Annotated in this window: 26 protein-coding genes and 1 tRNA gene; 17 read left to right on the top strand and 10 right to left on the bottom strand. The window is 61.4% G+C overall.

The window, feature by feature from the left end; genetic code table 11:
• The first annotated feature begins 31 nt into the window (after positions 1–31).
• Positions 32–107 (top strand) — tRNA-Thr (locus CAL20_RS17490).
• 52 nt (positions 108–159) lie between these two features.
• Here the strand turns inward: CAL20_RS17490 and CAL20_RS17495 are convergent.
• Positions 160–1,092: a hypothetical protein gene (locus tag CAL20_RS17495; protein WP_094838509.1), complete on the bottom strand. Its 933-nt coding sequence runs from the start codon at positions 1,090–1,092 to the stop codon at positions 160–162.
• A 197-nt stretch (positions 1,093–1,289) separates the two neighbouring features.
• Here CAL20_RS17495 and CAL20_RS17500 point away from each other — a divergent pair, with 197 nt between their 5' ends.
• The 4 genes from CAL20_RS17500 (at position 1,290) to CAL20_RS17515 (ending at position 4,460) form a co-directional block, all read left to right on the top strand.
• Positions 1,290–1,967 carry a GntR family transcriptional regulator gene (locus CAL20_RS17500; RefSeq protein WP_218830717.1) on the top strand — a complete coding sequence of 226 codons (678 nt, stop codon included), beginning with the start codon at positions 1,290–1,292 and terminating at the stop codon, positions 1,965–1,967.
• Between the two features lie 7 nt (positions 1,968–1,974).
• Positions 1,975–3,060 (top strand): isocitrate/isopropylmalate dehydrogenase family protein, encoded by a 1,086-nt coding sequence (locus CAL20_RS17505; RefSeq protein WP_094822181.1) that lies wholly within the window; start codon positions 1,975–1,977, stop codon positions 3,058–3,060.
• Between the two features lie 99 nt (positions 3,061–3,159).
• Complete coding sequence (locus CAL20_RS17510; RefSeq protein WP_094838511.1) at positions 3,160–4,149, top strand: Bug family tripartite tricarboxylate transporter substrate binding protein; 990 nt, start codon at positions 3,160–3,162, stop codon at positions 4,147–4,149.
• 11 nt (positions 4,150–4,160) lie between these two features.
• A complete protein-coding gene (locus CAL20_RS17515) occupies positions 4,161–4,460 on the top strand; it encodes a putative quinol monooxygenase (RefSeq protein WP_094838512.1) in 300 nt (99 codons plus the stop codon).
• 27 nt (positions 4,461–4,487) lie between these two features.
• Here the strand turns inward: CAL20_RS17515 and maiA are convergent, their stop codons facing one another.
• From maiA to CAL20_RS17530, 3 genes are read right to left on the bottom strand one after another with little or no spacing between them, the layout of a single operon-like run.
• Complete coding sequence (gene maiA, locus CAL20_RS17520) at positions 4,488–5,132, bottom strand: maleylacetoacetate isomerase (RefSeq protein ID WP_094822184.1); 645 nt, start codon at positions 5,130–5,132, stop codon at positions 4,488–4,490.
• 23 nt (positions 5,133–5,155) lie between these two features.
• Positions 5,156–6,142: a 4-hydroxy-3-methylbut-2-enyl diphosphate reductase gene (gene ispH, locus CAL20_RS17525; protein ID WP_094822185.1), complete on the bottom strand. Its 987-nt coding sequence runs from the start codon at positions 6,140–6,142 to the stop codon at positions 5,156–5,158.
• Positions 6,142–6,621: an FKBP-type peptidyl-prolyl cis-trans isomerase gene (locus tag CAL20_RS17530; protein WP_094822186.1), complete on the bottom strand. Its 480-nt coding sequence runs from the start codon at positions 6,619–6,621 to the stop codon at positions 6,142–6,144. Before CAL20_RS17530 ends, ispH begins: the two co-directional genes overlap by 1 nt.
• Before the next feature lie 182 nt (positions 6,622–6,803).
• Between CAL20_RS17530 and radC the strand changes: the two genes are divergently transcribed.
• The 6 genes from radC to CAL20_RS17560 all read left to right on the top strand — a co-directional run bounded on the left by radC (position 6,804) and on the right by CAL20_RS17560 (position 12,777).
• Complete coding sequence (gene radC, locus CAL20_RS17535) at positions 6,804–7,481, top strand: RadC family protein (protein WP_094838513.1); 678 nt, start codon at positions 6,804–6,806, stop codon at positions 7,479–7,481.
• An 80-nt stretch (positions 7,482–7,561) separates the two neighbouring features.
• Positions 7,562–8,191, top strand: a complete 630-nt coding sequence (gene kynB, locus CAL20_RS17540; protein ID WP_094838514.1) for an arylformamidase — start codon at positions 7,562–7,564, stop codon at positions 8,189–8,191.
• A 55-nt stretch (positions 8,192–8,246) separates the two neighbouring features.
• Complete coding sequence (gene kynA, locus CAL20_RS17545) at positions 8,247–9,095, top strand: tryptophan 2,3-dioxygenase (RefSeq protein WP_094822189.1); 849 nt, start codon at positions 8,247–8,249, stop codon at positions 9,093–9,095.
• A gap of 148 nt (positions 9,096–9,243) precedes the next feature.
• Positions 9,244–9,510, top strand: a complete 267-nt coding sequence (locus CAL20_RS17550) for a type B 50S ribosomal protein L31 (RefSeq protein ID WP_094822190.1) — start codon at positions 9,244–9,246, stop codon at positions 9,508–9,510.
• A 118-nt stretch (positions 9,511–9,628) separates the two neighbouring features.
• Complete coding sequence (locus CAL20_RS17555; RefSeq protein WP_094822191.1) at positions 9,629–11,359, top strand: ArnT family glycosyltransferase; 1,731 nt, start codon at positions 9,629–9,631, stop codon at positions 11,357–11,359.
• A complete protein-coding gene (locus CAL20_RS17560; RefSeq protein WP_094838515.1) occupies positions 11,356–12,777 on the top strand; it encodes an MATE family efflux transporter in 1,422 nt (473 codons plus the stop codon). The genes CAL20_RS17555 and CAL20_RS17560 overlap by 4 nt, the downstream gene beginning before the upstream one ends.
• A 44-nt stretch (positions 12,778–12,821) precedes the next feature.
• Here the strand turns inward: CAL20_RS17560 and CAL20_RS17565 are convergent, their stop codons facing one another.
• From CAL20_RS17565 to radA, 3 genes are all read right to left on the bottom strand, one after another.
• Positions 12,822–13,202 (bottom strand): hypothetical protein, encoded by a 381-nt coding sequence (locus CAL20_RS17565; RefSeq protein WP_094822193.1) that lies wholly within the window; start codon positions 13,200–13,202, stop codon positions 12,822–12,824.
• 139 nt (positions 13,203–13,341) lie between these two features.
• The gene (locus tag CAL20_RS17570) at positions 13,342–14,121 is read right to left on the bottom strand and encodes a sulfite exporter TauE/SafE family protein (protein ID WP_094822194.1); all 780 of its coding nucleotides are present in this window, start codon (positions 14,119–14,121) and stop codon (positions 13,342–13,344) included.
• 3 nt (positions 14,122–14,124) lie between these two features.
• Complete coding sequence (gene radA, locus CAL20_RS17575) at positions 14,125–15,486, bottom strand: DNA repair protein RadA (RefSeq protein ID WP_094822195.1); 1,362 nt, start codon at positions 15,484–15,486, stop codon at positions 14,125–14,127.
• A gap of 205 nt (positions 15,487–15,691) precedes the next feature.
• Here radA and CAL20_RS17580 point away from each other — a divergent pair, with 205 nt between their 5' ends.
• From CAL20_RS17580 to CAL20_RS17590, 3 genes are all read left to right on the top strand, one after another.
• Positions 15,692–17,479 (top strand): vWA domain-containing protein, encoded by a 1,788-nt coding sequence (locus tag CAL20_RS17580; protein WP_094838516.1) that lies wholly within the window; start codon positions 15,692–15,694, stop codon positions 17,477–17,479.
• A 199-nt stretch (positions 17,480–17,678) separates the two neighbouring features.
• Positions 17,679–18,233, top strand: coding sequence for an RNA polymerase sigma factor (locus tag CAL20_RS17585; RefSeq protein WP_094822197.1), 555 nt, complete (start codon positions 17,679–17,681; stop codon positions 18,231–18,233).
• On the top strand, positions 18,230–18,901 hold the full coding sequence (locus CAL20_RS17590) for a hypothetical protein (protein ID WP_094838517.1): 672 nt from the start codon (positions 18,230–18,232) through the stop codon (positions 18,899–18,901). Before CAL20_RS17585 ends, CAL20_RS17590 begins: the two co-directional genes overlap by 4 nt.
• 5 nt (positions 18,902–18,906) lie before the next feature.
• On the opposite strand, the gene CAL20_RS17595 is transcribed toward CAL20_RS17590, so the two are convergent.
• Entirely contained in the window at positions 18,907–19,623 is a 717-nt protein-coding gene (locus CAL20_RS17595; protein WP_094822199.1) for an SDR family oxidoreductase, read from the bottom strand.
• Positions 19,624–19,645: 22 nt separating this feature from the next.
• Positions 19,646–20,776: an alanine racemase gene (gene alr / locus CAL20_RS17600; protein WP_094822200.1), complete on the bottom strand. Its 1,131-nt coding sequence runs from the start codon at positions 20,774–20,776 to the stop codon at positions 19,646–19,648.
• A gap of 350 nt (positions 20,777–21,126) precedes the next feature.
• On the opposite strand from alr, the gene hpnC reads away from it, so the two are divergent.
• From hpnC to hpnE, 3 genes are read left to right on the top strand one after another with little or no spacing between them, the layout of a single operon-like run.
• Positions 21,127–21,951 (top strand): squalene synthase HpnC, encoded by an 825-nt coding sequence (gene hpnC, locus CAL20_RS17610; protein WP_094822201.1) that lies wholly within the window; start codon positions 21,127–21,129, stop codon positions 21,949–21,951.
• A gap of 47 nt (positions 21,952–21,998) precedes the next feature.
• Positions 21,999–22,865, top strand: a complete 867-nt coding sequence (gene hpnD / locus CAL20_RS17615; RefSeq protein ID WP_094838519.1) for a presqualene diphosphate synthase HpnD — start codon at positions 21,999–22,001, stop codon at positions 22,863–22,865.
• Positions 22,862–24,178, top strand: a complete 1,317-nt coding sequence (hpnE, locus tag CAL20_RS17620) for a hydroxysqualene dehydroxylase HpnE (RefSeq protein WP_094838520.1) — start codon at positions 22,862–22,864, stop codon at positions 24,176–24,178. Before hpnD ends, hpnE begins: the two co-directional genes overlap by 4 nt.
• Positions 24,179–24,341: 163 nt before the next feature.
• Here hpnE and crcB read toward each other — a convergent pair whose 3' ends face one another.
• Positions 24,342–24,731, bottom strand: coding sequence for a fluoride efflux transporter CrcB (gene crcB / locus CAL20_RS17625; RefSeq protein ID WP_094838521.1), 390 nt, complete (start codon positions 24,729–24,731; stop codon positions 24,342–24,344).
• Position 24,732 lies beyond the last annotated feature (1 nt).

Raw genomic sequence — 24,732 nt, forward strand, 5'->3', positions numbered from 1 at the left:
TACTGGCAAAGGCGCATGAGCGCTAATGCACGCCGGCATAGCTCAGTTGGTAGAGCAGCGCATTCGTAATGCGAAGGTCGGGGGTTCGACTCCTCTTGCCGGCACCAGGTTTTAAAAAGGCTGACCTTGCGTCAGCCTTTTTTCTTTTCCGGACCTGATTTATTTCGCGTGCTTGGGTGGCGTGTCTGGAGTGCAGTCGGCGCGCCGAGGCAGATCGGCGCTTGCCGCCAAGCGCAAGGTACCGCCCTTGCCGGCCGCAGCATAGACCAGCGTCTGTGCCCGCCACGCAGAGAGATCCTCATATTTCACCAGTGCATCCGATGGCCCATCGCCGGGATTGAACTCGAGCTCGGGCAAATCGGTGCAACTGTCCAGGTCGAGCCTGGCCAACTCGCGCCCTTCTGGCCAGCTCACCGCACGAAATGTCGGTCCTACCTGGTAGCTTTGTTCTCGGCCGCGGCTGAAAACTCTGCCGATATTGGGCAAGTCGACCCATTTATCGGGCTCGATCTGGATGTACTGCGTACGGCGCGCACGTGCCAAGTAAGCCACCTCCTCGGACATATCGAGCAGGCGACCCTCGCCCAGATAAATCACCCGGAACGGTGCGTGCTGGATCATCACAGTGTCGTCCCAGGCCGTCTGAATACGAGTCCAGCCCGCGATGCCCGCATTCAAAAAACGGGTCTGATGCAAGCCGTCGCGCTTGGCGTCACTCGACATGGAAATACGTTGCACCTGCAATCGGCCTTGTGTCACACGCACGCGCGCCAAGGCCGTCTCTCCCCCGGTAAAGAACACCAACATACCGTCAGGCAAAGGCTGAATCGGGCCCGCACAGTAAAAGCGCTTGAAATCGCGGCCGGGAAACAGCAGGAGACTCACGTCGTCACCGCAAAGTTTGGCGCCGTTGAACGTGACCAGGTAGGTGTAGCCGCTTTGGCGTTGACCCGTGGCAGGATTAGTTTGACCGTAAGGAATGCGCTCACCGCGCAAACCATCCCGATCGTATAGCACCTCGGCGGAGCCCGGCGCGGCCAGACCGAGCGCAATCGCACAGGCCGTCAACCATTGCCACGCTTGCTTCATCATGCTGCGCCTCCGGTGGGGTAATGAGCGGTGACTATATAGCATCACGAGACGCGGCCGATGAGACGGGGTACCGCAGACACGGCGTGATTGCCGCGATGACTTTGCTTCAGCAAAGGGTTTTCCCCAACTATCCCTTCAAACAATGTATACATTAACGTATTAGTTAACGCATGCGTAACCGTGATTTACTCTCTCCAATGAACGTCAAACCTCAGCCAACCGCCTCGCTGGCCGACGCCGCGTACGAACAGATCCGCCAACGTATTCTCGATAACGTCTGGCCGCCCGGGCATCGGGCGCTCGAACAGGAAGTCGCACTGGCCCTCGGCATGAGCCGCACGCCTGTGCATGAGGCACTGGTTCGCCTGCATGCAGAACGCCTGATCGACCTGGTGCCGCGTCACGGCATGCTGGTGTTGCCGGTATCCCCGAACGACATGCGCGAAATTTATGAGGTGCTGACCGCGCTGGAATGCATGGCGGCGGAATTGCTGGCACGCAAAAAGCCGACGGACGACATGCTCGCGCCGTTGAGCAAGGCAACCGATGACATGGAGATCGCGCTGGAACGCAATGATCTCGATGCATGGGCGCACGCCGACGAAACCTTTCACATGGCGCTGGTGGAGTTGGCCGGCAATCAATTGCTGGCCGATGGCGTCATGAAGCATTGGGATCGCGCCCATCGCGCGCGCATGTTTTCTCTGCGCCTGCGTCCCAAGCCCATCAACTCGACGCGCGAGCATCGCGCACTGGTAGCCCGCTTGCGCGCGGGCGACGCCGAAGGCGCGTCCCGGGAAAACCGCGCACATCGCGAACGCGCCAGCCGTGAGCTGTTAGCTATTTTCGATCAATTCAAACTCGCACAGATGTGAGGCATAAGTGACTAGTTACGATATTGCAGTATTGCCGGGTGATGGAATTGGCGTGGAAGTCATGAACGCCGCGCTGGAGATCCTGCGAGCGCTCGAGCCCCGCATCGGCCGCAAATTTACCTTGACCACGCATCCGGCTGGCGCGCAACTGTATGCCGACACGGGCAATGCCCTGCCGGATTCCACGCTGAAAGCATGCCGCGATGCACATGCCATTTTGTTTGGCGCGATGGGGCTACCTCATGTGCGCGGGAAGGATGGCACTGAAGTCATTCCGCAACTCGATCTGCGCTTTGCGCTGGACCTGTATGCGGGCGTGCGCCCCATCAAGACGTGGCCCGGCCTGCCCGTCCCGCTGCGCGATCCGCGCGCTGCGCAAATCGATCTGGTGTTGGTGCGCGAAAGCACCGAAGGCTTGTTTTATGCGCGTGGCCGCGGAACCATCGAAGGCACAGGAGAGCAGGCCCACGCCCTGGATACGATGAAAATCACACATCAGGGCACGGCGCGCGTGTGCGATTTTTCGCTACGGCTCGCCGAGCAAAGAAAAGCGGCAGGAAAGCGAGGGCACGTCACTAATGTGGATAAGGCCAATGTCTTTACCTCCATGGCGTACTGGCGGCAGATTTTCGAGCAGCGCGCCCAGGCGTTCCCGGGCATCACGACAGAGAATGCCTACGTCGATGCGATGGCGCTGAACTTGATCATGAAGCCCTGGCAGTACGACGTGCTGGTAACCGAAAACATGTTCGGCGACATTCTGTCCGATCTGATCGCCGCGCTGGTCGGCGGCATGGGCATGGCGCCCTCGGCGGATATCGGCGATCACCACGCCGTCTTTCAACCCGCTCATGGCACGGCGCCGGATATTGCGGGCCGAGGCATTGCCAACCCGAGCGCGATGCTGCTCTCGGCAGCCATGATGCTGGAATGGCTGGCAGACCGCCACGCGGATGCGGCCCTGGCCGAGGGGGCACTCGCCATAGAAAAAGCCCTGCGGACATCGTTCGCCAATAAAGAAGTCCTGCCGTTTGATTTCGGCGGCAAAAGTACGACGGCGGATATCGCCAATGCCGTGTTGCGCCATCTATAAGGCCGCATTACTACGCGGCAACTTTTTCAAAGAATAAATGGGAGGCCACTCCCATTCTGGAGACAACGCACCCTCGAGGTGCCCCAAGGAGGAACACCCATGACCGACCCTCGCATGTCGCGCCGACAGTTTGTGGCGCTGCCGGCCGCCGCTGCGTGCCTGATGCTGCCTTCTGTCAGCGCTTTTGCGCAGAATTACCCATCGCGTCCGATCAAAATCGTTGTCCCCTCGCCGCCTGGCGGCACCACGGATTTGATTGGGCGCCTCATTGCCAACCAGCTACAAGCCGCGTGGACGCAGCCGGTCTTGGTCGAGAACAAACCTGGAGCAGGCTTGCGACTGGGCGCAGACTATGTCGCCAAGTCCGCCCCGGATGGCTATACGCTGCTGATGGCGGCGGTGCATCACTCGATCGCGCAGGCGGTATATAAAAAGAACAGCTACGATCTGCAAAAAGATCTCGTCCCGATCAGCATCATCGCCAACGTTCCGAATGTGCTGATCGTGTCCGCCTCGCTGCCTGTCAAAAATGTGCAGGAGTTCATCGCGCTGGCCAAATCCCAGCCAGGCAAGATCTCGTACGGCAGCACCGGCTACGGCACTGCACACCATCTGATCGGTGAACAATTCAATGACATGGCGGGCACGCAATTGCTGCACGTTCCATATAAAGGCAGCGCGCCGGCCATCACGGACTTGATGGGCGGGCAGATTCATGCGATGTTTGACACGGCGTCGTCGTGCTTGCCCTACATCACATCAGGAAAAGTCCGCGCGCTGGCCGTCACTTCGGGAAAGCGCTCGATGGCTTTGCCGGATGTGCCTACGCTGTCGGAGTCGGGCCTGACCGGATTTGACATCGCCACCTGGTTCGGCCTGATGGCGCCGGCAGGCACGCCTAAAGAAATCGTCGCACAATTGCAGGCGGAGATTGCCCGCATACTCGCCGTACCGGAAATACGGCAGCAACTCAGCAACGCTGGAGCGGAACCCGTGGGCAGCACATCCGAACAGATGGGACGTCAAATTGACGCGGAAATTCAGCGCTTTTCCGCACTCGCCAAGAAAATCAACCTGGAACTGGATTGAAGCCAACCACTATGCCAAACACCCCCTACGTCGTCTCGGTCGAGCTCGTGATCAAGCCTGAACGGGTGGCGCAATTTTTGCCTCTCATACTGGAAAATGCCGCGGCCTCGCTGAAGCACGAATCCGGTTGCCTGGTATTCGATGTATGCCAGGGAACCGATGATAAAGCGCAAATTTTTCTGTATGAGGTCTACCACGATGAGGCTGCATTTCAGCAGCATCTGAAGACCGAGCACTTTCTCAAGTTCGACCGTGAGACAGCGCCGGACATCTTGTCCAAAACGGTGCGGATCTTTGCCCGTCTGCAGTAGGCGGGCAAAGTCTGACGATACGGCAGGCTATTCGGAATCTGGCTGTTTGTCCGGCGCAGCCAGATCGAAGGCCTGCAATTCGCGGCAGGCGGCATCGATGCGCACGACGTTCGGCATCGCAGAAAGATCGCATTCCAAACGGCGCGCGTTGTAAACCTGAGGCACCAGGCACAAATCGGCCAAGCCCGGCGTATCACCATGGCAGAACTTGCCTGTCGCGGGCGAGTTGGCCAACAAGGATTCCACCGCGCCCAAGCCCAGGTCCACCCAGTGCCGATACCAGGCGTCCTTGGCCGCGTCGTCGATTTTCAATTCGCGCTTCAGATATTTGAGCACGCGCAGATTGTTCAGCGGATGCGTGTCGCACGCGATGGTCTGGGCGATGGCGCGTACGCGAGCACGGCCTACGGGATCAGCGGGCAATAGCGCGGGATCCGGATGGGTCTCGTCCAGGTATTCGATGATGGCCATCGACTGGCCCAGTGCCACGTCCCCATCGACCAGCGTAGGCACCAAGGCGGCAGGGTTCAACTCGCGATACGAATCGGAGAGCTGTTCTCCGCCGTTTTTCAACAAATGCACACCGAGGTATTCGTAAGACAGACCTTTTAGATTCAGTGCGATCCGCACACGGTACGCTGCCGAACTGCGAAAATAGCTATACAACTGCATGTTGTCTCCTCGTACACGCAAACTCAGGTAGCGGATGACGCGTCCGCCGCAGGCGCGGCCTTGCGCGACAAGCCTTTGGGCAGCGGGAACGCAATGTTTTCCTCCAGGCCGGACATGGTGCGGACCGACAGCGCGCCCAGCTCTTTCAAGCGTTGCACGACTTGTTGCACCAGGATTTCGGGCGCGGACGCCCCCGCCGAGATACCGATACGCCGGCGCCCCACCAGCCATGCGGGATCGATGGAGTCAGCACCATCGACGAGATAGGCGTCGATGCCAATACGCTCGGCCACCTCGCGCAAGCGATTGGAGTTTGAACTATTGGGACTGCCCACCACCAACATCAAGTCGCACTCGGGCGCCAGGATCTTGACGGCGTCCTGGCGATTTTGCGTGGCGTAGCAAATGTCGCTTTTCTTGGGCTCGACAATATCCGGAAAGCGGGCGCGCAAGGCAGCCGATACCGTCGCGGCATCGTCCACTGACAAGGTGGTCTGCGTCACGAACGCCAGATTGGACGGATCGGTGACTTGCAGGTTTGCCACGTCTTCGGCGGTTTCTACCAGATACATGCCGCCCTGAGCCTGGCCCAGGGTGCCCTCGACCTCGGGGTGGCCCTTGTGGCCGATCATGATGATTTCCCGGCCGGCAGCGCGCATGCGCGAGACTTCGATATGCACCTTGGTCACCAGGGGGCAGGTCGCATCGAACACCTGCAGCCCTCGTGCTTCGGCCTCTCGGCGCACGGCCTGGGACACGCCATGCGCAGAAAACACCACGATAGATCCTGTGGGCGCCTCATCAAGCTCGTCGATGAAGATCGCCCCCTTGTTGCGCAAGTCTTCGACGACGTAGCGGTTGTGCACGATTTCGTGGCGCACATAGATAGGCGCGCCGTGCAATTCGATGGCGCGTTCGACGATCTCGATGGCCCGATCAACCCCCGCACAGAAGCCACGCGGCTGAGCCAGCACAACTTCGGCGTTGGCATCAGTGACCGGATGAGTCATTACAGCACTCCTAAAATATCGACATCGACACGCAGCGATGTCCCCGCCAGGGGGTGATTGAAGTCGAACAGCGCGTAGTCGGGTTCCAGCTGCTTTAGCACGCCAGAATAACGCCCGCCGTTGGGAGCGGTGAATTCGACCAGGTCGCCCGGCTCGAAGGTGGCGTCGGCGCCCGCGTGCTCGGCCAGCATGGTACGTGTGACCTTTTGGATCAAATCGGGATTGCGATCACCATAGGCCTCGGCGGGCGTCAGCGTGATGCTGAATTTTTCGCCCTCGGCATGGCCCAGCAAGGCCGTCTCGAGACCCGGCGCCCACTGGCCGCTGCCCATCTGCAACGTGGCCGGACGCCCATCGAAGGTATCTGCAAATATGGAGCCCTCTGCGGGGCCGGATGCCAACACAATGCGATAGTGCAGCGTCAAGTACGAATCAGGGCGAACGACGGGGGTCGTCTGGTCGGCAGTCGTGGCGGTCAAAATGGATCACCAAAAATAGTAACGGTAAGCCCCGATTTTAGAACGAGTTAGCCTGATCGGGCTGGCACTGTCCCCCACATGGCCCAGGCGTACTTATACGAGTGGGCAAAAACGTTCACTCGCGCCCCTGGGCGGGGGCTTGTCTGGCATGCTGATCGCTCGACGATTTTTGCCGCCCTGCCATGAGTCTGCCTCACGATCTGCCAGAACACGAACGCCCTCGAGAACGCTTGTTACGCCATGGCGCCAGCGTATTGCGTGACGCGGAACTGCTGGCACTCGCGCTGCGCACCGGAACCCGAGGCCACACGGCCATCGAAATGGGGAATCGATTGATCCGCCACTATGGCGGGCTGCGGGGCCTGTTTGCCGCCTCGCCGCAGGAACTGATGTCGCTGCCCGGACTCGGCTCGGCCAAGGCGGGCGCGCTGGCCGCCGTGCTGGAGCTGGCGCAGCGCGTTGCGGGTGAGCAATTAACGCGCAAACACGCGCTGTCGCGGCCGTCAAACGTCAAACAATATTTCCAGATGGCGCTGACGCATCGGACCGTAGAACACTGCCTGGCTCTCTACCTGGATAATCAACTCAACCTCATCGCTACCGGAGAGTTGGCGCGCGGCACACTTAACCAAGCCTCGGTCTACCCGCGCGAAGTCGTGCGCGAGGCACTGCGCCATCACGCCGCCGCGCTCATCCTGGCCCACAATCACCCGTCGGGATCATCCCAGCCCAGCGAGGCCGATTGCGCATTCAACCAGCGGCTGAAACAGGCGCTTGCCCTGGTCGATATCCGATTGATTGATCACCTGATCGTCGCCGGCAGCAGCGTCGTTTCCATGGCAGAGCTGGGCCTGTTGTGATGGCCCCGCAGATAAATACCGGGCACGGTTGCGGTATGCTCTCTCCTATTATTTGACACCTTTTCCATATCCACGCCCTCATGAAGCGCCTTTGGGATATTTCGCCGCCGGTCTCGGCCAGTTCACCGGTTTTCCCCGGTGATACGCCGTATCGCCAGCAATGGAAATGGACGCTGACGCCTGACTGCCCGGTCAATGTCAGCGAAATTACCTTGTCGCCGCACATAGGCGCCCATGCCGACGCGCCACTGCATTACGGCAATGATGCGCCGGCCATCGGCAAAGTGCCTCTCGAGCCGTTTTTGGGCCCCTGTCGCGTGATTCACGCATTTGACTGCGGGCCGCTCATTCTGCCCGAGCACCTGACGCACGCCATCGACGATCTGCCGCCACGGGTATTGGTGCGCACGGCGCGCCATGCCTCGCTCGAATGGTGGACGGACGATTTCACGGCCTATGCGCCGCATACGATTGAATGGCTGGCAGAGCGCGGCGTCATGCTGATCGGGCTGGACACGCCCAGTATCGACCCCGCCTCCAGCAAGACCCTGGACAGCCACCACGTCATCCTGCGGCGCGACATCCGCGTGCTGGAAAACCTGCTGCTCGATGAAGTGGAGCCCGGCGATTATGAATTGATCGCCCTGCCGTTGGCATTGATCCAGGCCGATGCCAGCCCGGTGCGTGCAGTGCTGCGCGAACTGGACTGATTTCCCGTTCCAGCCGGTGCCCTATTCAGCAACGGCTTCCTTTCAGGTCAGGCACATGAATCCGTCTGAAACCCCCGAGAACATTGTTCGCGACGAACACGCACAGCTCGATTTCTCCAAGGACATGACCTATGGCGAATATCTCCATTTAGACGCACTGCTGGGCGCTCAGCATCCGCTATCACCCGAACACAATGAAATGCTGTTCATCGTGCAACACCAGACCAGCGAGCTCTGGATGAAGCTGATGCTGCACGAACTGCGAGCCGCCATCACGCATGTAGCCCAGGATCATTTGCCCCCGGCCTTCAAGATGCTCGCCCGCGTCAGCAAAATCATGGAGCAACTGGTACATGCCTGGGACGTGCTGGCGACGATGACGCCGCCGGAATACTCCGCACTGCGCCCCTATCTGGCCCGCTCCAGTGGTTTTCAAAGCTATCAATATAGGCAAATCGAGTTTCTACTTGGCAACAAGAACGGCGCCATGCTCAAACCGCATGCCCACCGCACGGATCTGCTCGAGCAGGTGCAGGCCGCCTATCAAGCCCCATCGCTCTATGACGAGTCGCTGCGCCTGCTGGCCCGCAATGGGCTGGCCATTGCGCAAAGCCACCTGGAGCGCGACTGGACGCAACCCTATCAGGCGGACCCCAGTGTTGAGGCGGCCTGGCTGACGGTGTATCGTCACCCCGACCAATACTGGGATCTATATCAATTAGGGGAAAAGCTGACCGACCTGGAGGATGCCTTTCGTCTGTGGCGTTTTCGACACGTGACCACGGTCGAACGGGTGATCGGGTTCAAACGAGGGACCGGCGGCACCTCGGGCGTAGGCTATTTGCGCAAAATGCTGGACGTCGTGCTATTTCCTGAAATCTGGGCATTGCGCACGAACCTCTAGGACGTGTTAGAATACGAAGTTGCTTTTTGGATACGTGGCCTGCGAATGGGTTGGCTGCACCAGGGATTTACTGCCCTGAGTGCTCATACCCCCGCGAGGCTGGCGACCCGCTAACCCCCCGGCAAGACCGGAAGAACCGGAATCAATCATGAAAGAAGGCATTCACCCCGAATACCGTGACGTGGTGTTCGTTGACCTGCAAACGGGCAACAAATTCATCACGCGCTCGACGCTCAACAGCCGCGAAACCATCGAACTCGACGGCAAGACCTACCCGCTCTTCAAGTGCGACGTGACGTCTGAGTCCCACCCCTTCTACACGGGTGCGCAAACCCGTATCGTCGAAACCGGCCGCGTTGAAAAATTCCGCGCCCGTTTCGCCCGTACGGCTGGCACGGTCAAATCCGCGTCGTAAACTGGCGTCTCCCAAGATGCTCAAAAAAGCAGCCTTCGGGCTGCTTTTTTTTCCATATTGATCCGATCCATCCCCGTTTCAGGGCCACAGGCCCGGACTGCTCAGTTACATTAGCTCCGTGTCTCCGATAACGCGTTCGACTCCTGCCCGACTCACTGCCTCGGCCACCGCCAAATTACCTCGGTTAGTGCTGTTGGGACTCTCGCTGGCTTATATTCTGGCCGGCTTGTTCATGCGCGACCCCTGGAAAACGGACGATGCGGTTGGCTTGGCCACCATGATCACGGCCCTGCGCGAGGGCGGCACGACCTGGCTCTGGCCGCAAGTCGGCCAACTGGCTTACGCAGAAGAAGGCCCACTCATCACTTGGGCCGGCGCGATATGCATGCAGTTGTTCGGCCCTTGGCTGGGCGACATCACCGCCGGCAGACTGCCCAATTTGCTATGGTTTGCCATCACGACAGGCAGCGTCTGGTACGGGACCTATCTGGTTGGACGCCGCGCAGAGGCGCAGCCTTTGGCGCTGCCTTTTGGCGGCGAGCCCTCGTCTCGCGACTACGGCCGCATGCTCGCCGACGCGGCATTGCTGCTGTTGCTGGCAACCGTCGGAATTCTGCAACGCACGCACGAGACCTCGGTGGTCCCTGCGATCATGGCATGGCAGGCACTGGCCTTTTACGGCTTGGCCCGGACGCTGGATCGCCCTACTTCGGGGGCCATCACGCTGGGCGTAGCTCTGGCGGCGGCGTTTCTGACCCGGGGCTGGGTCGGCGCGCTACCGATTATGTTGGCCGCGCTGGTGGCCTTTCATCCTCGCGGCGCTCTCTGGGCGCGACGCCGATGGCTGCCGTTAGCCATCGGTGTCACCGCAGTCCTGATGCTGGCTTGGTGGATCCCTGCGTCACAGGGCAGTGAATATTGGATCAGCAACTGGAAAACCTGGAATCTGTCTTCCTTTAGCTGGCCCAGTCTGTCGGATTTCGGCCGGACCGTGCGCGATCTGCCTTGGTATCTATGGCCGACGTGGCCGCTGGCACTGCTGGCGGTATGGCGCTGGCGCGAATGGCTTTATGCGCCACACATCTGGTTCGCACTGGGGCTCGCGGCATTTGCTGCGCTGGAACTGGTATTCCTAGAGGAACCCACTGACGCAGAATTCATCATGCTGGCCGTGCCCTGCGCGGTGCTGGGCGCGTTCTCGCTGCCCACCTTGCGCCGCGGCGTGGTCAATACCCTCGATTGGTTTGCAGTGATGTGTTTTTCGCTCACCCTCGCCACGGCCTGGCTGGGATGGGTGGCATTGCATTTCGGTTGGCCTGCCCAGATTTCCCGCAATATCGCACGGCAAACCACCGGATACGAGCCGTCGATTTCATGGGTGGCGTTCGCCATCGCTCTGGTGATCACACTGGCCTGGGCCGCCTTGGTCGTATGGCGCCTGCGTTCGCATCCATCTGCCCTGTGGCGCGGTACCGTTCTGTCGGCCAGCGGGCTGACGGCGACCTGGATCCTGCTGGTGCTGTTGTGGCAACCGGCGGTGGACTATGCGCGCAGCTACCGCGACATGTCAGCTGAATTGAATGCCGCCTTGGCGCAGCATCGCAAACCGGGTGAATGCGTACGCGGACTCAGCGTGGGTAGCGGCCAGCGAGCGTCGCTGCTGATCTTCGACAATCTGACGCTGAGCTATGACTCGAAATGTCCGCTCGTTCTGCAACAAACAACGCGTGAACGCCTGCGTGACGGCAATGCCGCCTATAGCGACGGCGCGACGGAGCTCTGGCGCGGCGGCCGCCGCGCAGATCGCCACGAGGTTTTCCGCCTGCTGCGCGTGAATCATTCGCAATGACTGCCGTTGTCCCGATCACCGGAGGGTTTGGCGCCTCCATGCTGCGCATTGTCCGACAGGCCTGGCCGGTCCTGATCAGCCAATGGGCGGGGATTGCGTTTGGCGTGCTGGACACGGCCATGACGGGACACGCCAGCGCGGCAGACCTGGCGGCGATGTCGCTGTCGATCTCGGTCTACATCACGGTGTTCGTGGGATTGATGGGCGTGGTGCATGCGCTGATTCCGATCCAGGCCCAGCACTTTGGAGCAGGACGCTATCACGAGGTCGGGCGCAGCTGGGGCCAAGGCGTCTGGCTGGCGTTGGGGCTGGCCTTTGTTGGCGCCGTGCTGATGATGTTTCCGGATGTCTGGCTTTCCCTATCGGGGAATGTCGCGCCCGAGGTGCGCGAACGCGTGGCCGGGTATTTGCGCGCTTTGGCGCTTGCGCTACCCGCTGCACTGGTGTTTCGTACGATTTATGCCTTGGGGACTGCGGTATCGCGCCCCAAGATCGTCATGGTGATCAATCTGTCTGCCGTTGGGGTCAAGGCGCTGCTGAACTGGATCCTGATCTACGGCAACCTGGGACTGCCCGCGATGGGTGCGACGGGCGCCGGCATGGCGACGGCGCTCACCTCCTGGTTGAGCCTGGGTGTCGGCTTGTGGGTGATCACCCACGACCGCTACTTTGCCCGCTTTGCACTGACATTGGGACGCCCCGCCTGGCCCGCGCAGAAAGAACTTTTGCGCCTGGGACTGCCGATGGGCGGATCGTATCTCGTCGAGGTGTCGGCCTTTACGTTCATGGCGCTGCTTGTTGCGCGCGAAGGGACGTACGTCAGCGGCGGCCACCAGATCATGTCAAACCTGGCCGCCCTATGCTACATGATGCCCATGGCGCTGGGGGTTGCGACGGCTGCGCTGACCGCGCAATCGATTGGGGCCGGGGACCTGAGTCAGGCGCAGCGCAACAGTCTCGCCGGTATGGCGCTGGGATTGCTGGGTGCACTGCTGACCGCCACGGTGCTGTTGGTGGGACGGCCATTGATTTTGGCGGCGTATACGGATGACCCGCAGGTGGCGGCTGTCGCCAGCACACTATTGACGATCATTCCGCTATTCCATCTATGCGACTCGATGCAATGCATCAACTCGTATGTGTTGCGCGCCTACAAAGTCGCGGTCGTGCCGCTCTTGTTGCAGGTCGTCGCGCTGGCGGGCGTGGGGCTGCTAGGAGGATGGTGGCTGGGATTTGGGCCGGGACGCGGTGGCCTGGACTGGTTGCGCACCCTGATACTGCCCGGTTCGCCGACGGGCGCCGGCACCATGTGGCTGATGGCCATGATGGGCTTGGCGCTGTCGGCAGCCTTGTTGCACGCGTGGTATTGGAAAGTCGCGCGCAGTTTTCGGGTGATTCCCGAGCCGGGAGCGGCCTGATTCCTTCGAGGAAACTAGCCGGAGCCAGCGGGCGAATCCGTGGTCTACATGCTGTTGCTGTGGGTCGTCGATTTACCGCCGGAGGCTTGGTGTGCGCTGGCATGTGCCTTCGTCGACGACGGCACCGTCTTCGCGGCGCCTGTCTTTGATGCCTCGGTCTTGGTTGCCGTTTCCTTGGCGGCCACGGAGTGCGATGACTTGTTATGAGCGGCGTGTGAACCGGTCTTTGCCGTGTGCGACGCGGATGCCTTTGCAGCAGGCTGCGCCGAGGATACGTGTTCAGCCGTTCCTCTGTCTCGCGTCAGTGTGCGAGCATCACTCTGCGTCTTGACGTCTTTCTGGCCGGCGAAAGCCGGGCCGGCCACCAGTCCCAGGCACAGTGCCGACTGGAACAGAAAAGTGGCGATACGAGTGGGCGTTGTCATAAAGGTACTCCTAAGCAAAACCGAGCCAATAGCTCGTGTACGTTGGAGGAACCCGGGGCGGAATTAGTTCGCCGTCTTTCGCAAATTTTGCGCCCGCTCACGAATGGTCATAACTGCGGAAATAATGCGTGACACGGCGTCATGCCTCAAAAATCAACAGCGCCACCGTCGCGAACAACATGGCGGCAAAGCACGCACGCAGTTTGCGCTCGGGCAATCGATAAGCGATGCGCACGCCGACCGGCACGAACAACAAGCTGCCTGCCGCCAAGGGCAAACCAATCCACCAGTTTGCTTGCCCTGCCCAGCTGTACGTCACCAGCGCAATCGTGGAACCGGGGATAATCATCGTCAGCGCCAAGGCCTGCGCGGAGGTCTGCGGCAAACGGAAGACGGCGGTCAGGATAGGTACGGCCAACACGGCGCCCCCTACCCCGAAAAAACCTCCCAAGGTTCCGCACACAACCCCTAGAGCGGCGGAACGTCCTGGCGTCAGTTCCGGCGCAGAGCGCCCTGGCACCTCGTTTTTCACTACCGCCGCGCGCGGCGGCTTCACGATTCGGTACACGTAGAACGCGGCGACAAAGAATAAGAAGACTGCGAAACTGATCCGCAGCGTACTAGATGAGATTCCCAAGGCGAGTTGTGCACCGACCCAGGTGAACAGCACCGCACCTATGGCCCCCGCCCCGGCGACTCGGCGATCGATACGCGCCTTCTGGTTGTATTTGCGCACGGCCATGACGATCGTGGGCAACACCATGATCAAGGCCGTCCCCTGAGCCAATTGCTGAGACATGTCCATCAGCAAGACCAGCGCCGGGATAGCGATGAGGCCGCCACCTATCCCCAAGACACCGCCCAGAAAGCCGATCAATGCGCCGCAGATCAGGCAAACGCCTATTACCCAAAGACTCATGGCTTAACGCAGCTTGTCCAACGCGGCATCCAGGCGATCGACCGCCCAGATTTCCAATCCCTCGACAGGCTGGCGCGGCGCATTGGCTTTGGGGATCAAGGCGATGCTGAACCCCAGCTTGGCCGCTTCGCGCAAACGCTCCTGTCCGCGCGGTGCGGGACGGATCTCACCTGCCAAGCCAACCTCGCCAAAGGCGATCAAGCCACGAGGCAGAGGCCGGTCACGCAGCGATGACATGATGGCCAGCAATACGGGCAAGTCAGCCGCCGGTTCGGTAATGCGCACGCCGCCCACCGCATTGACAAAGACATCCTGATCGAATGTCGATACGCCAGCATGACGGTGCAGCACTGCCAGCAACATTGCCAGACGATTGCCCTCCAGGCCCACTGTCAGACGCCGAGGATTGGGTGCGTGCGAGCTGTCGACCAGGGCCTGGATCTCGACCAGCAAGGGGCGCGTGCCCTCTTGCGTGGCCATCACACAAGAGCCCGACACTTGTTGTTCGTGCTGGGATAAGAACAACGCGGAAGGATTGGCCACGCCTCGCAGGCCGCGATCAGTCATGGCAAACACGCCTAGCTCGTTGACCGCACCAAAACGGTTTTTGAACGCCCGCACCAAACGGAACGACGAGTGGGTGTCCCCCTCGAAGTACAGCACGGTATCAACAATGTGTTCCAACACTCGAGGTCCGGCCAAGGCGCCGTCTTTGGTGACGTGGCCGATCATCACGATAGCGATGCCGGTCTGCTTGGCCAAGCGGGTCAATTGGGCTGCGCATTCGCGGACCTGGGAAACCGAACCTGGCGCGGCAGTCAATTCACCACTGTATAAGGTCTGGATCGAATCGATGACGGCCACGGTAGGCTGCTGTTCGGAGACGGCTGCCTGGATCGATTCGAGACGGATTTCCGCCAACAGGCTGACGTTGCCGGTTTGCAGCCCGAGGCGGCGCGCGCGCAATGCGACTTGCTCCGCCGACTCTTCGCCTGTGACATATAGCACCCGCGTGCTGGCCGACATGGCGGCCAGTGCCTGCAACAGCAAGGTCGATTTACCAATGCCCGGATCACCGCCGATCAGGACGACCGCACCGGCAACCAGACCACCGCCCAAGACACGATCGAACTCGTCCAGCCCGGTGGGCTGGCGCGGGGTTTCGCGAGGCTCGATATCGGCTAGGCTGCGCACGGGGCTGGATGAGGCAAGCGGCGCATAGCGATGTGCGGCCGCCGCGGGCCCCGAGGACTCGATGGTTTCTTCGAGGGTGTTCCAGGCAGCGCAATGCGGGCATTTGCCCTGCCATTTGGGACTGGTGCCGCCACATTCGGCACAGACAAATACGGTTCGAGACTTGGCCATGTCGCAAGTTTACTCGGCAACGGCACAGGCCTAGCAGGCAGGAGACGCTATTTCGACACAGATACGTTTGTTTGCAAAGTCGCGGCGGCGTTTTAACCCCGTTCTCATGGCGGCTGCGTTTAACCGTAGTACTCGCCAAGGAAACGCCGGGCCGCACACAGCCCATCCCTGGGAGCGCTCATCAAACAACACAAGGATCGAAACCATGACCCTGCATAACACACCGACGCGCTTTATCTGCACGGCCCTGATGGCGGCATTGCTGGCTGCGTGCTCGCCTACGACGGATGAAGGGAGTGTGTCTGCCACGAATAAGCCGGCTTCCTCCAGCGCAAATTCGTCCACCGCGCAGGCAAAGACGCAGCAAGCCGCAAGCGACGCCACGCTGTCCCGCCATACAGAGGGAACACGGCAGGCTCGCCCTGCTCCGGCTCCAGCGGTTCAAAACGAATTGGCCGCCACAGCCTATGTGGAATCGCGCACTGCCGAACCGGCATTTCTCACCGCGCATGACCCTTATCCTCAGCAGATCGAGGACCGTGAAAACTATGCCCGCTACCAGGACAACCCTGTCATTGCGGCACAGGAACAGCCGGTTTCCACGTTCGGCGTGGATGTCGATACGGGAGCTTATACGAATGTCCGGCGCTTGTTGAACAGCGGGCAATTGCCGCCAGCCGCTGCGGTGCGAGCAGAAGAGTTCATCAATTATTTTGACTATGGGTATGCAGCGCCGACCAGCAAAGACACGCCGTTCAACATCGCCACCGAAGTCGCCGCGGCGCCATGGAACCCGAAGCGTCAGCTATTGAAAATCGGCGTCCAGGGTTACCAAGTGGCTCCGGCGGACATCCCTGCGTCCAACCTGGTGTTCCTGATCGATACGTCTGGTTCGATGAGTTCCCGTGACAAACTGCCGCTATTGAAGGGAGCGCTCAAACAACTCGTGGCAGAACTGCGGCCTCAGGATCGCGTGGCGATTGTCACCTATGCCGGCCAGGCCTCGATGACGCTGGACTCGACGCCCGGCGATCAAAAGGCGCGTATACGAGCTGCCATCGACGGACTGCAAGCGTCCGGATCGACGAATGGCGGAGAGGGCCTGGACCTGGCCTATGCCCAGGCGGCAAAGGGCTTTGTCAAAGGCGGCGTCAATCGGATTCTGCTGGCCAGCGATGGGGACTTCAATGTCGGCGCAGTCGATCTGGAAACACTGAAAGAAAAAATCTCACGTCAGCGCCAAAGCGGAATCGCCTTGACGACGTTGGGCGTGGGCGGCGGCAATTTCAATGATGCGCTGGCCGTGCAACTGGCCGACGCCGGCAACGGCAGCTATCACTACCTGGACAGCCTGCGCGAGGCTCGCAAGATCTTGGCGACAGAGTTATCGTCCACGCTGCTGACGATCGCCCAGGACGTCAAAATCCAGGTGGAATTCAATCCCGCCGTGGTGGCCGAATACCGGTTGATCGGCTATGAGAAACGCGCGTTGGCACGGGAGGACTTCAATAACGATCGTGTCGATGCCGGCGATATCGGGGCAGGCGCGAACGTGACGGCGCTATACGAAATCACTCCGGTTGGCGCAGAAGGCGCCAGGCTGGACCCCTTGCGCTACGGCAATTCCACGCCGCCGTCGGACTCGAGTCAAGAGTTGGCTTTTGTGCGAGTGCGCTACAAATTGCCGGGCGCTTCGGACAGCAAGCTGATCGAACAGGCGGTCAAACGTGATGACATCAAGGTCGCCAGCGCGCCTTCGACAGAATCCCCGAGTGGTGCAAATGCCTTCGGCTCGGAAGGCATGCGGCGGGCCGCGGCGGCGGCGGCCTTTGCCCAGTGGTTGCGAGGCGGCAAGTATCTGGACGGCTATACCCCGGCGCAAATCGCCGCACTCGCACGCAGCGCGCGCGGCGACGATCCGTACGGCTTGAATGCCGAATTGGCGGCGCTGGTCGAGCTGGCGTCGGGCCTGGGTACGCCGGCGGCGCCGTGAGAAACACGATGGCTTCGCCATCCGACAGCCTGCGTGGCGGCAGGCGGCCCGCATTCGGACCTGCCGTCGCAACGGCAGTCGAACCTGCCGCCAAACCGGAGCATCGGCCATGCCGATAAATCCCGCATGTTGCCTGCAACCGGACTTGCCTCGCGTCCCAAGTTGGCCGCGAGCCGCCAAACGGATAAACTCGCCCGCCATGGACACCTCGGGCGCCGATGACGAAACCTTGATGCAGGCCTACGGCGCCGGCGACTTGTCGGCATTCGAGGCCTTGTATGCTCGCCATCGCGCGGGCCTGTATCGTTATTTGCTGCGCAGCACCCGCAACCCGCACACGGCCGATGATCTGTTTCAGGAAACCTGGAGCCGCGTGGTAGACGCCCGGGCGCGCTGGCAACCCCAGGCCAAATTCACGACGTGGCTGCTGCAGATCGCCCACAATCTGGCCGTCGATACGCATCGCCGCCAGCCCATGCATGCCAGCCCGGAGGAAACCGAAGCCGCGCTGGCGACACTGGCCGCCAACGAGCACGAACAACCGGAGCGTCAATTGTCTGACTTTCAGATGCGACGGAGACTGCAACTGGCAATCGAGCGCCTGCCCGACGAGCAGCGCCATGCCATACTGCTGCGACTGGAACATGATCTCAGCCTGGATGAAATCGCCGACGTGACCGGCGCACCACGCGAGACGGTGAAATCGCGTTTACGTTATGCCACGCAGCGTATTCGCGAGGAGTTAGACGCATGACGTCACACCCCCTGCCCCCACACGACGAAGACGACGACCAGGATCTGCGCGCACTCTACCGCTCGCTGCCGCGCACGGAGCCCAGCGAAAAACTGGACGCAGCCGTGCGGCAGGTGGCGGCCCGCGCCGATGCGGCCGACCGCAACGTACAACGGCCGCGCCGCCGTTGGCATCCTGGCTGGGGCGTCGCCGCGACAGTAGTGCTGGCCACGGGTTTGTTTTTTTTGACAGACCTGAATCGTCCAGATATGGCCCATCTATCCGAGGCGCCTCCTCCGGTCGATAACAGGTTGGCAGCCCCGCCGGAAACCATGCAGCGCGCCGCGCCAGCGCCGGTCCCGCAAGCTCTCCCACACCCTCGCGACTCCGCAGCGTTCACAAATCAACTAGGACGCCAAGCACCTACAAGCTCTGAGGCGGCAGCGCCGAAACAGAAATCTGCACCGATGGCCGCAGCCCCTGCGCCTGCACCGTCAGCAGATCAATCCGCCGCAGCCGAGATTGCTCCGGTGCAGAACGACGCCGATACGCGCATCGCGCATATCAGAGCGCTGCTGCAACGAGGGCAACGTGAAAAAGCGCTGCAGGCCTTGCAAGACCTGCAGCGCGATATCCCTGATGTGACGTTACCGGCCGATTTGCAGCGGCTGTTGCCTAAACAGCCCTAGCTGCGTCAACGCCCTGCCAGACTGCCGCCGCCGTCCACACCGAGGACCTGACCGGTGATGAACCCCGCGTCATCCGACAGCAGAAATGCGATCGCTGCGGCCACCTCGGAAGGCGTGCCCAGCCGTTTCATCGGAATGGATGCCAAGGCGCGCCGCTCGCCTTCACTGCCCGCGGGTTGAGCCAGACGGAACAGCTCCGTCTCGATCGGCCCCGGCGCCACGGCATTGACCGTCACGCCGTACTCGGCCAGCTCCAGCGCCCAGGTACGGGTGCAGCCGATCAACGCGCTCTTGGCGGCCGAATAGCTGGTGCGATCCAACGAGCCATGAATGGCCCGGCTCGTCACATTGACGATACGCCCCGTGCGGCGCACCTTCATCGACTCGACAAAGGTTTGCGTAACCTGCACGGCCACGCGCACATTCAAATCCATCACGCTGTACAGCGACGCCAGATCGATCTCGCCCAAAGACTGGGGTCGCACGACGCCGACGTTATTGACGATCGCATCGACGGGAAATTTCTCGCGAATCTCGCGCAGAACCTCCTCGGTACGACCAGCGTCAGCGAGATCACAGGCGTAGAGATAGCCCGGAAAATCAATGTGATCCGTGTTCCGCGCGATCCCCACGACGTGACATCCCTGATCAGCCAGCCGTTGAGTCAACGCCCAGCCAATACCTTTCGTGGCGCCGGTGACCAGCACGCATTTATCTTTCATGGGAAGCCTCGCTAAACAGTGATCAAGAAGTGCGTTTGACCGGCACGCGCGGCGCCAACGCACACAATAATTCGTACCCGATGGTGCCGGCCGCCTGGGCAACCTCATCGACCGAGGGACCATCCTGGCCCCACAGCGACACCGGTGTGCCGACACCGACAGCCGGAACGCTGGTCAGATCGACCGCCAGCATATCCATCGATACGCGCCCGACGAGACGCGTACGCGCCCCGCCAACGACGATAGGCGTGCCCGTACCGGCATGCCGGGGATAGCCATCGGCATAGCCGCACGCGACGACACCGATACGCATGGGCCGATCCGCGCGGAAGGTCGCACCGTATCCGATCTCGTCGCCCACGGACAAATCCTGTATCCCGATGATCTCAGACCGCAGCGACATCGCAGGCAGCAGGCCAAGCGCCTCTGCGCTTTGATCCTCAAACGGAGACGCGCCGTACAGGCAAATACCGGGACGGACCCAATGGGCTTCGTCTCCACGCGTCACCGCAATCTCGGGATACCGCAACGTTGCCGCAGAATTGCATACACTGATCGGGCCACTGCCCAGCCCCTGAGTCACGGATTCGAAAACCTGCAAAGGGCCCGCAACGCCCTGCGGACCATCCGCGCACGCGAAATGCATCATTTTGCCGATGCTGCCCAGCACGCCTTGCTCGCGTAACTGCTTCGCCCGCGTATAAGCGCTGCTATATGCATCAGGCGCAAAGCCCAGGCGGTTCATCCCGCTGTTGAGCTTGAGCATGATATCGACTCGTCGCGACAGCCGCGCCTGAGCCAGCATGTCGAGCTGCTCGCGCGTATGCACGGTCGTAGTCAGGTGATAACGATCGACCAGTTCGAGATCGGCGGGCTGAAAAAAACCCTCAAGCAGCAAAATCGGGCCACCCCATCCAGCCTCGCGACAGCGCACCGCCTCGGCCAGATCCAGCATGGCCAGGCCTTGCGCGGCAGAAAATCCGGCCAACGCCGCATCTATGCCGTGACCATAGGCGTTGGCCTTGATCACCGCCCAGATCGAGGGCGCGCGGCCCGCCACAGCCTGCGCGGCCTGGTCAAGACGACGGCGCACGACATCCAGGTTATGGCTGAGAGCGGAAACGGAAATGGTGGCGTGTATAGGGCGTGGCATCTGTAATTTCCTGTGGCGCTTAGTCTAACTGATCTACGGTGCTACGGATCAGACAAGTCCGACTTACTATTACCAATGTGTCGCAGCTGTTACCGACAGGTATCCCGCGACACACAGCCCTGAAAGGTACCCCCACGCCGCGCCTTCGGCTTGCTGCCCCCCGAGGGGGCGCTTTTTGCCTTGAGGCGGCTCGGCGGCAAAAAAGTACCCCCACGCCGCGCCTTCGGCTTGCTGCCCCCCGAGGGGGCGCTTTTTGCCTTGAGGCGGCTCGGCGGCAAAAAAATACGCTACTAAAATGCCCTTATCTCCGAACACCCCCCTCAGCCGCGACATGGCTGACTGCTAGAAGTATGGCTGTCGACCACTACGAAAACTTTCCCGTTGCCTCGCTGCTGCTGCCGCGCCGACTGCGCGGCCCGGTCACCGATATCTATCGGTACGCACGCGCGGCCGATGACATTGCCGACGAGGGCAACGCCAGCGATGCACAGCGCCTGGCCGACCTGGCGGCCTTTCGCGCCGAACTGCATCGCATCGGCGCCGAACCGGGCAGCATGCCCGCTCCGTCGCCAGCACTCGCCCCTATTTTCACGCCGCTGGCACAGACTATCGCCCGGCATCAACTGCCGATCACGCCGTTTTTCGATCTGCTGTCGGCTTTTGAACAGGACGTCACCGTCAAGCAATACGAGGACTACGCCACCCTGCTCGATTATTGCTCACGCTCGGCCAACCCGGTCGGACGGCTGATGCTGCACTTATATAACGCCGCCACGCCCGACAATATGGAGCAGGCCGACGCCATTTGCACCGGACTGCAACTGGTCAATTTCTGGCAAGATGTACGGGTAGACTGGCGCAAGCAACGCTGCTACCTGCCTCGCGAGGATCTGCTGCGTCATCACGTCACCGACGAGGACATCGCGGCCTGCCGGCTGACGCCCGCCTGGCGGACACTGATGGCTTTCCAGGTGGCGCGCACCCGGGCACTGCTACACTCTGGCGCTCCGCTGGCTCGACGCCTGCCCGGCCGTATCGGCCTGGAACTGCGTCTGGTCGTGCAAGGAGGCCTGCGCATTCTCGAGCGAATCGAGCTCTGCGGCTATGACGTCTTCATGAATCGGCCCGAATTGGGCGTGAAAGACTGGGCTGTCATGCTGTGGCGCAGTCGTTAGAGCGACGCGAGACATGCTGAAAAACCGATGGGATACCTACCAAATTTATGACGCCTGACGAATACTGCCAGGAAAAAGCCGCCAAAAGCGGTTCGAGCTTTTACTATTCGTTCCTGTTCCTGCCCCCGGAACGCCGCCGCGCCATCACGGCGCTGTATGCGTTCTGCCGCGAGGTGGACGACGTGGTCGACGAATGCACGGATCCGTCCGTTGCGCGCATCAAGCTCACCTGGTGGAGAACGCAGGTCGATCAATTGTTCGCAGGACAGGCCGAGCACCCGGTGATGCGGGCGCTGCAACCTCACCTGGAACCCTGCGGTATTGCACGCGAGCGCATGCTGGCCGTGATCAACGGCATGGAAATGGACCTCGACCAGACCCGCTACCTGGATTGGCCTGGCCTACGCAAATACTGCTGGCACGCCGCCGGCGTCGTGGGCGAATTGTCCGCCGGGGTATTCGGCTATAGCGATCCGCGCACCATGGAATACGCCAGCAAATTGGGGCTGGCGTTCCAGCTCACCAATATCATCCGTGACGTCGGCGACGACGCACGGCGCGGCCGCATCTACTTGCCTATCAACGAATTGCAGCAGTTCGAAGTCAAGGCCGCCGACATTCTGAACGGTACGTATTCCGACCGCTTCTCTGCGCTGATGGCATTCCAGGCCGATCGCGCGCGCCAGCTCTACAAAGAAGCCATGCAGAGCCTGCCCGAAGCGGATCGCCGCGCGCAGCGTCCTGGCCTGATGATGGCGGCGATCTACCATGCGCTCCTGGACGAGATTGAACGCGACAACTGGCAAGTGCTGCATCAGCGGATTTCGCTGACGCCCTTGCGCAAACTCTGGCTGGCCTGGAAAACCTGGGTCAGCGGCGGCCGCGGCCTGGTGCGTCGCCTGGCAGCTCGATGAAGGCCGCCGTCATCGGCGCCGGATGGGCCGGGCTCGCCGCCTGTGCCGCACTGCGCGACGCCGGCGCGCAAGTTACCGTATTCGAGGCGGGCCGGACTCCCGGCGGACGCGCACGGCGCGTGGTGCATCCGGAGTTCGGCGGCCATCTGGACAATGGCCAGCATATTCTGCTGGGCGCCTATGATCAGACCTTGGCCCTGATGCGCCGGCTGGGCCGCAACCCCGACGCGCTGCTCATGCGTCGGTCACTGCGGCTAAGCAGCCTGGACGGACAGTTCCGCCTGTCGGCGCCGGCGCTGCCCGCGCCTCTACATGCGGCAGTCGCCCTGCTCACGGCCCGAGGCCTGTCCTGGAATAGCCGTTTGGCCGCCGTACGCTTGATATACGGTTTGAAGAAAATGGCGTGGCACCCGCCACGGGACTGGACGGTGGCCCAGTTGATGGCGCATTTCCAGCAGCCCGAGCCGCTGATCCGATGCGTGTGGGAACCCCTTTGTCTGGCGGCGCTGAACACGCCGCTGGATGAAGCCAGTGCCACCCTGTACGCCCGTATTTTGCAAGATAGCCTGAACGGCGATCGCCACAACAGCGACCTGCTGTTGCCCTGTGTGGACCTGTCGGCGCTGTGGCCGGATGCCGTCGCTCTGCACGCCACCATGCGTTACGGCGCGACCGTTCGGCATTTGATCCCCTCGGCGCACGGCGTCGATGTCAACCGGGAACGCTTCGATACGGCGGTGCTCGCCGTTCCCCCCTCGGTCGCCGCGCGCCTGCTCGAAGATGCCCTGATAGACGCCAACACGCCCGCTCTGCTCAAGGCCTTGCAAGCGTTCGACTACATGCCGATCGCCACATTGAATCTGAGACTGGCATCGCCCTGGCCGTTGCCGGAACCCATGATGCAATTGCGCGAGGACAAAACCCGCGGCCATTTCGGCCAATGGATATTTGATCGCTCGCGCCTGACCCGCAGCAGCCCCGGCGCAGAGCTGGCGATCGTGACCAGCGCGGCCCGCGACCTGGCCGACGATGATCGCGACGCCATCATTGCAAACCTGACCGCACAGGTGGCCGAACAGGCCGCGCGCCATCCCTCGCGACTGGCCCGCATGCCCGCCATCGAGGCGGCCGAGCTATTCATTGAAAAGCGTGCCACCTTTGCCGCCGTGCCAGGGCTGAAACGCCCCCTCAACACGACGCCTTGGCCAACCCTGGCGCTGGCCGGTGACTGGACTGACACAGGCTATCCGGGCGTGCTGGAAGGAGCGGTGCGCAGTGGACTCAAGGCGGCACAGGTTCTGCTGGCACGATGATCTATCGAATGCTGATGCTCACCAAACCGGCGCGGAAACTTCCGCGCACGCAAACCCAAACGCAACTCGAATTCGCGCACCTGGCTGGCTCCTGAGACTAGTCAGCGCCCTAGGTGCTCTGTGCTAGCCGTTATTGGCAGGCGCGCAACGCCCCTCATTTATCTCAGCGCAGCACCGCATGAGCGCTGGCCAATCCCAGCGCCGTCAACGCGAGCGAACCGATCAGGCTCACGGCCGCATAACCCAACGCTGCGCCAAAAGCCCCGCGCTCCAGCATCGCCACCGTTTCCGCTGAAAACGTCGAGAACGTGGTCAGTCCACCCAAGAATCCTGTCACAGCCGCCAAGCGCACCCATTGTGGCCACTCCGGGTGTGCGAGCAATACCGCCAAGGCCACGCCAATCAAATAACCCCCAATCAGATTGACGAGCAAGGTGCCCCACGGCCAACCGGAGGAAGTATTCAGCCACACCCCCAGCAACCAACGCGCGCACGCCCCGAAAGCGGCTCCGACCGACACGGCCAGAACGTTAAGTGGAATCAGCGATTGCATT

It is taken from the genome of Bordetella genomosp. 4, from assembly GCF_002261185.1.
Taxonomy (GTDB): Bacteria; Pseudomonadota; Gammaproteobacteria; order Burkholderiales; family Burkholderiaceae_B; genus Bordetella_A.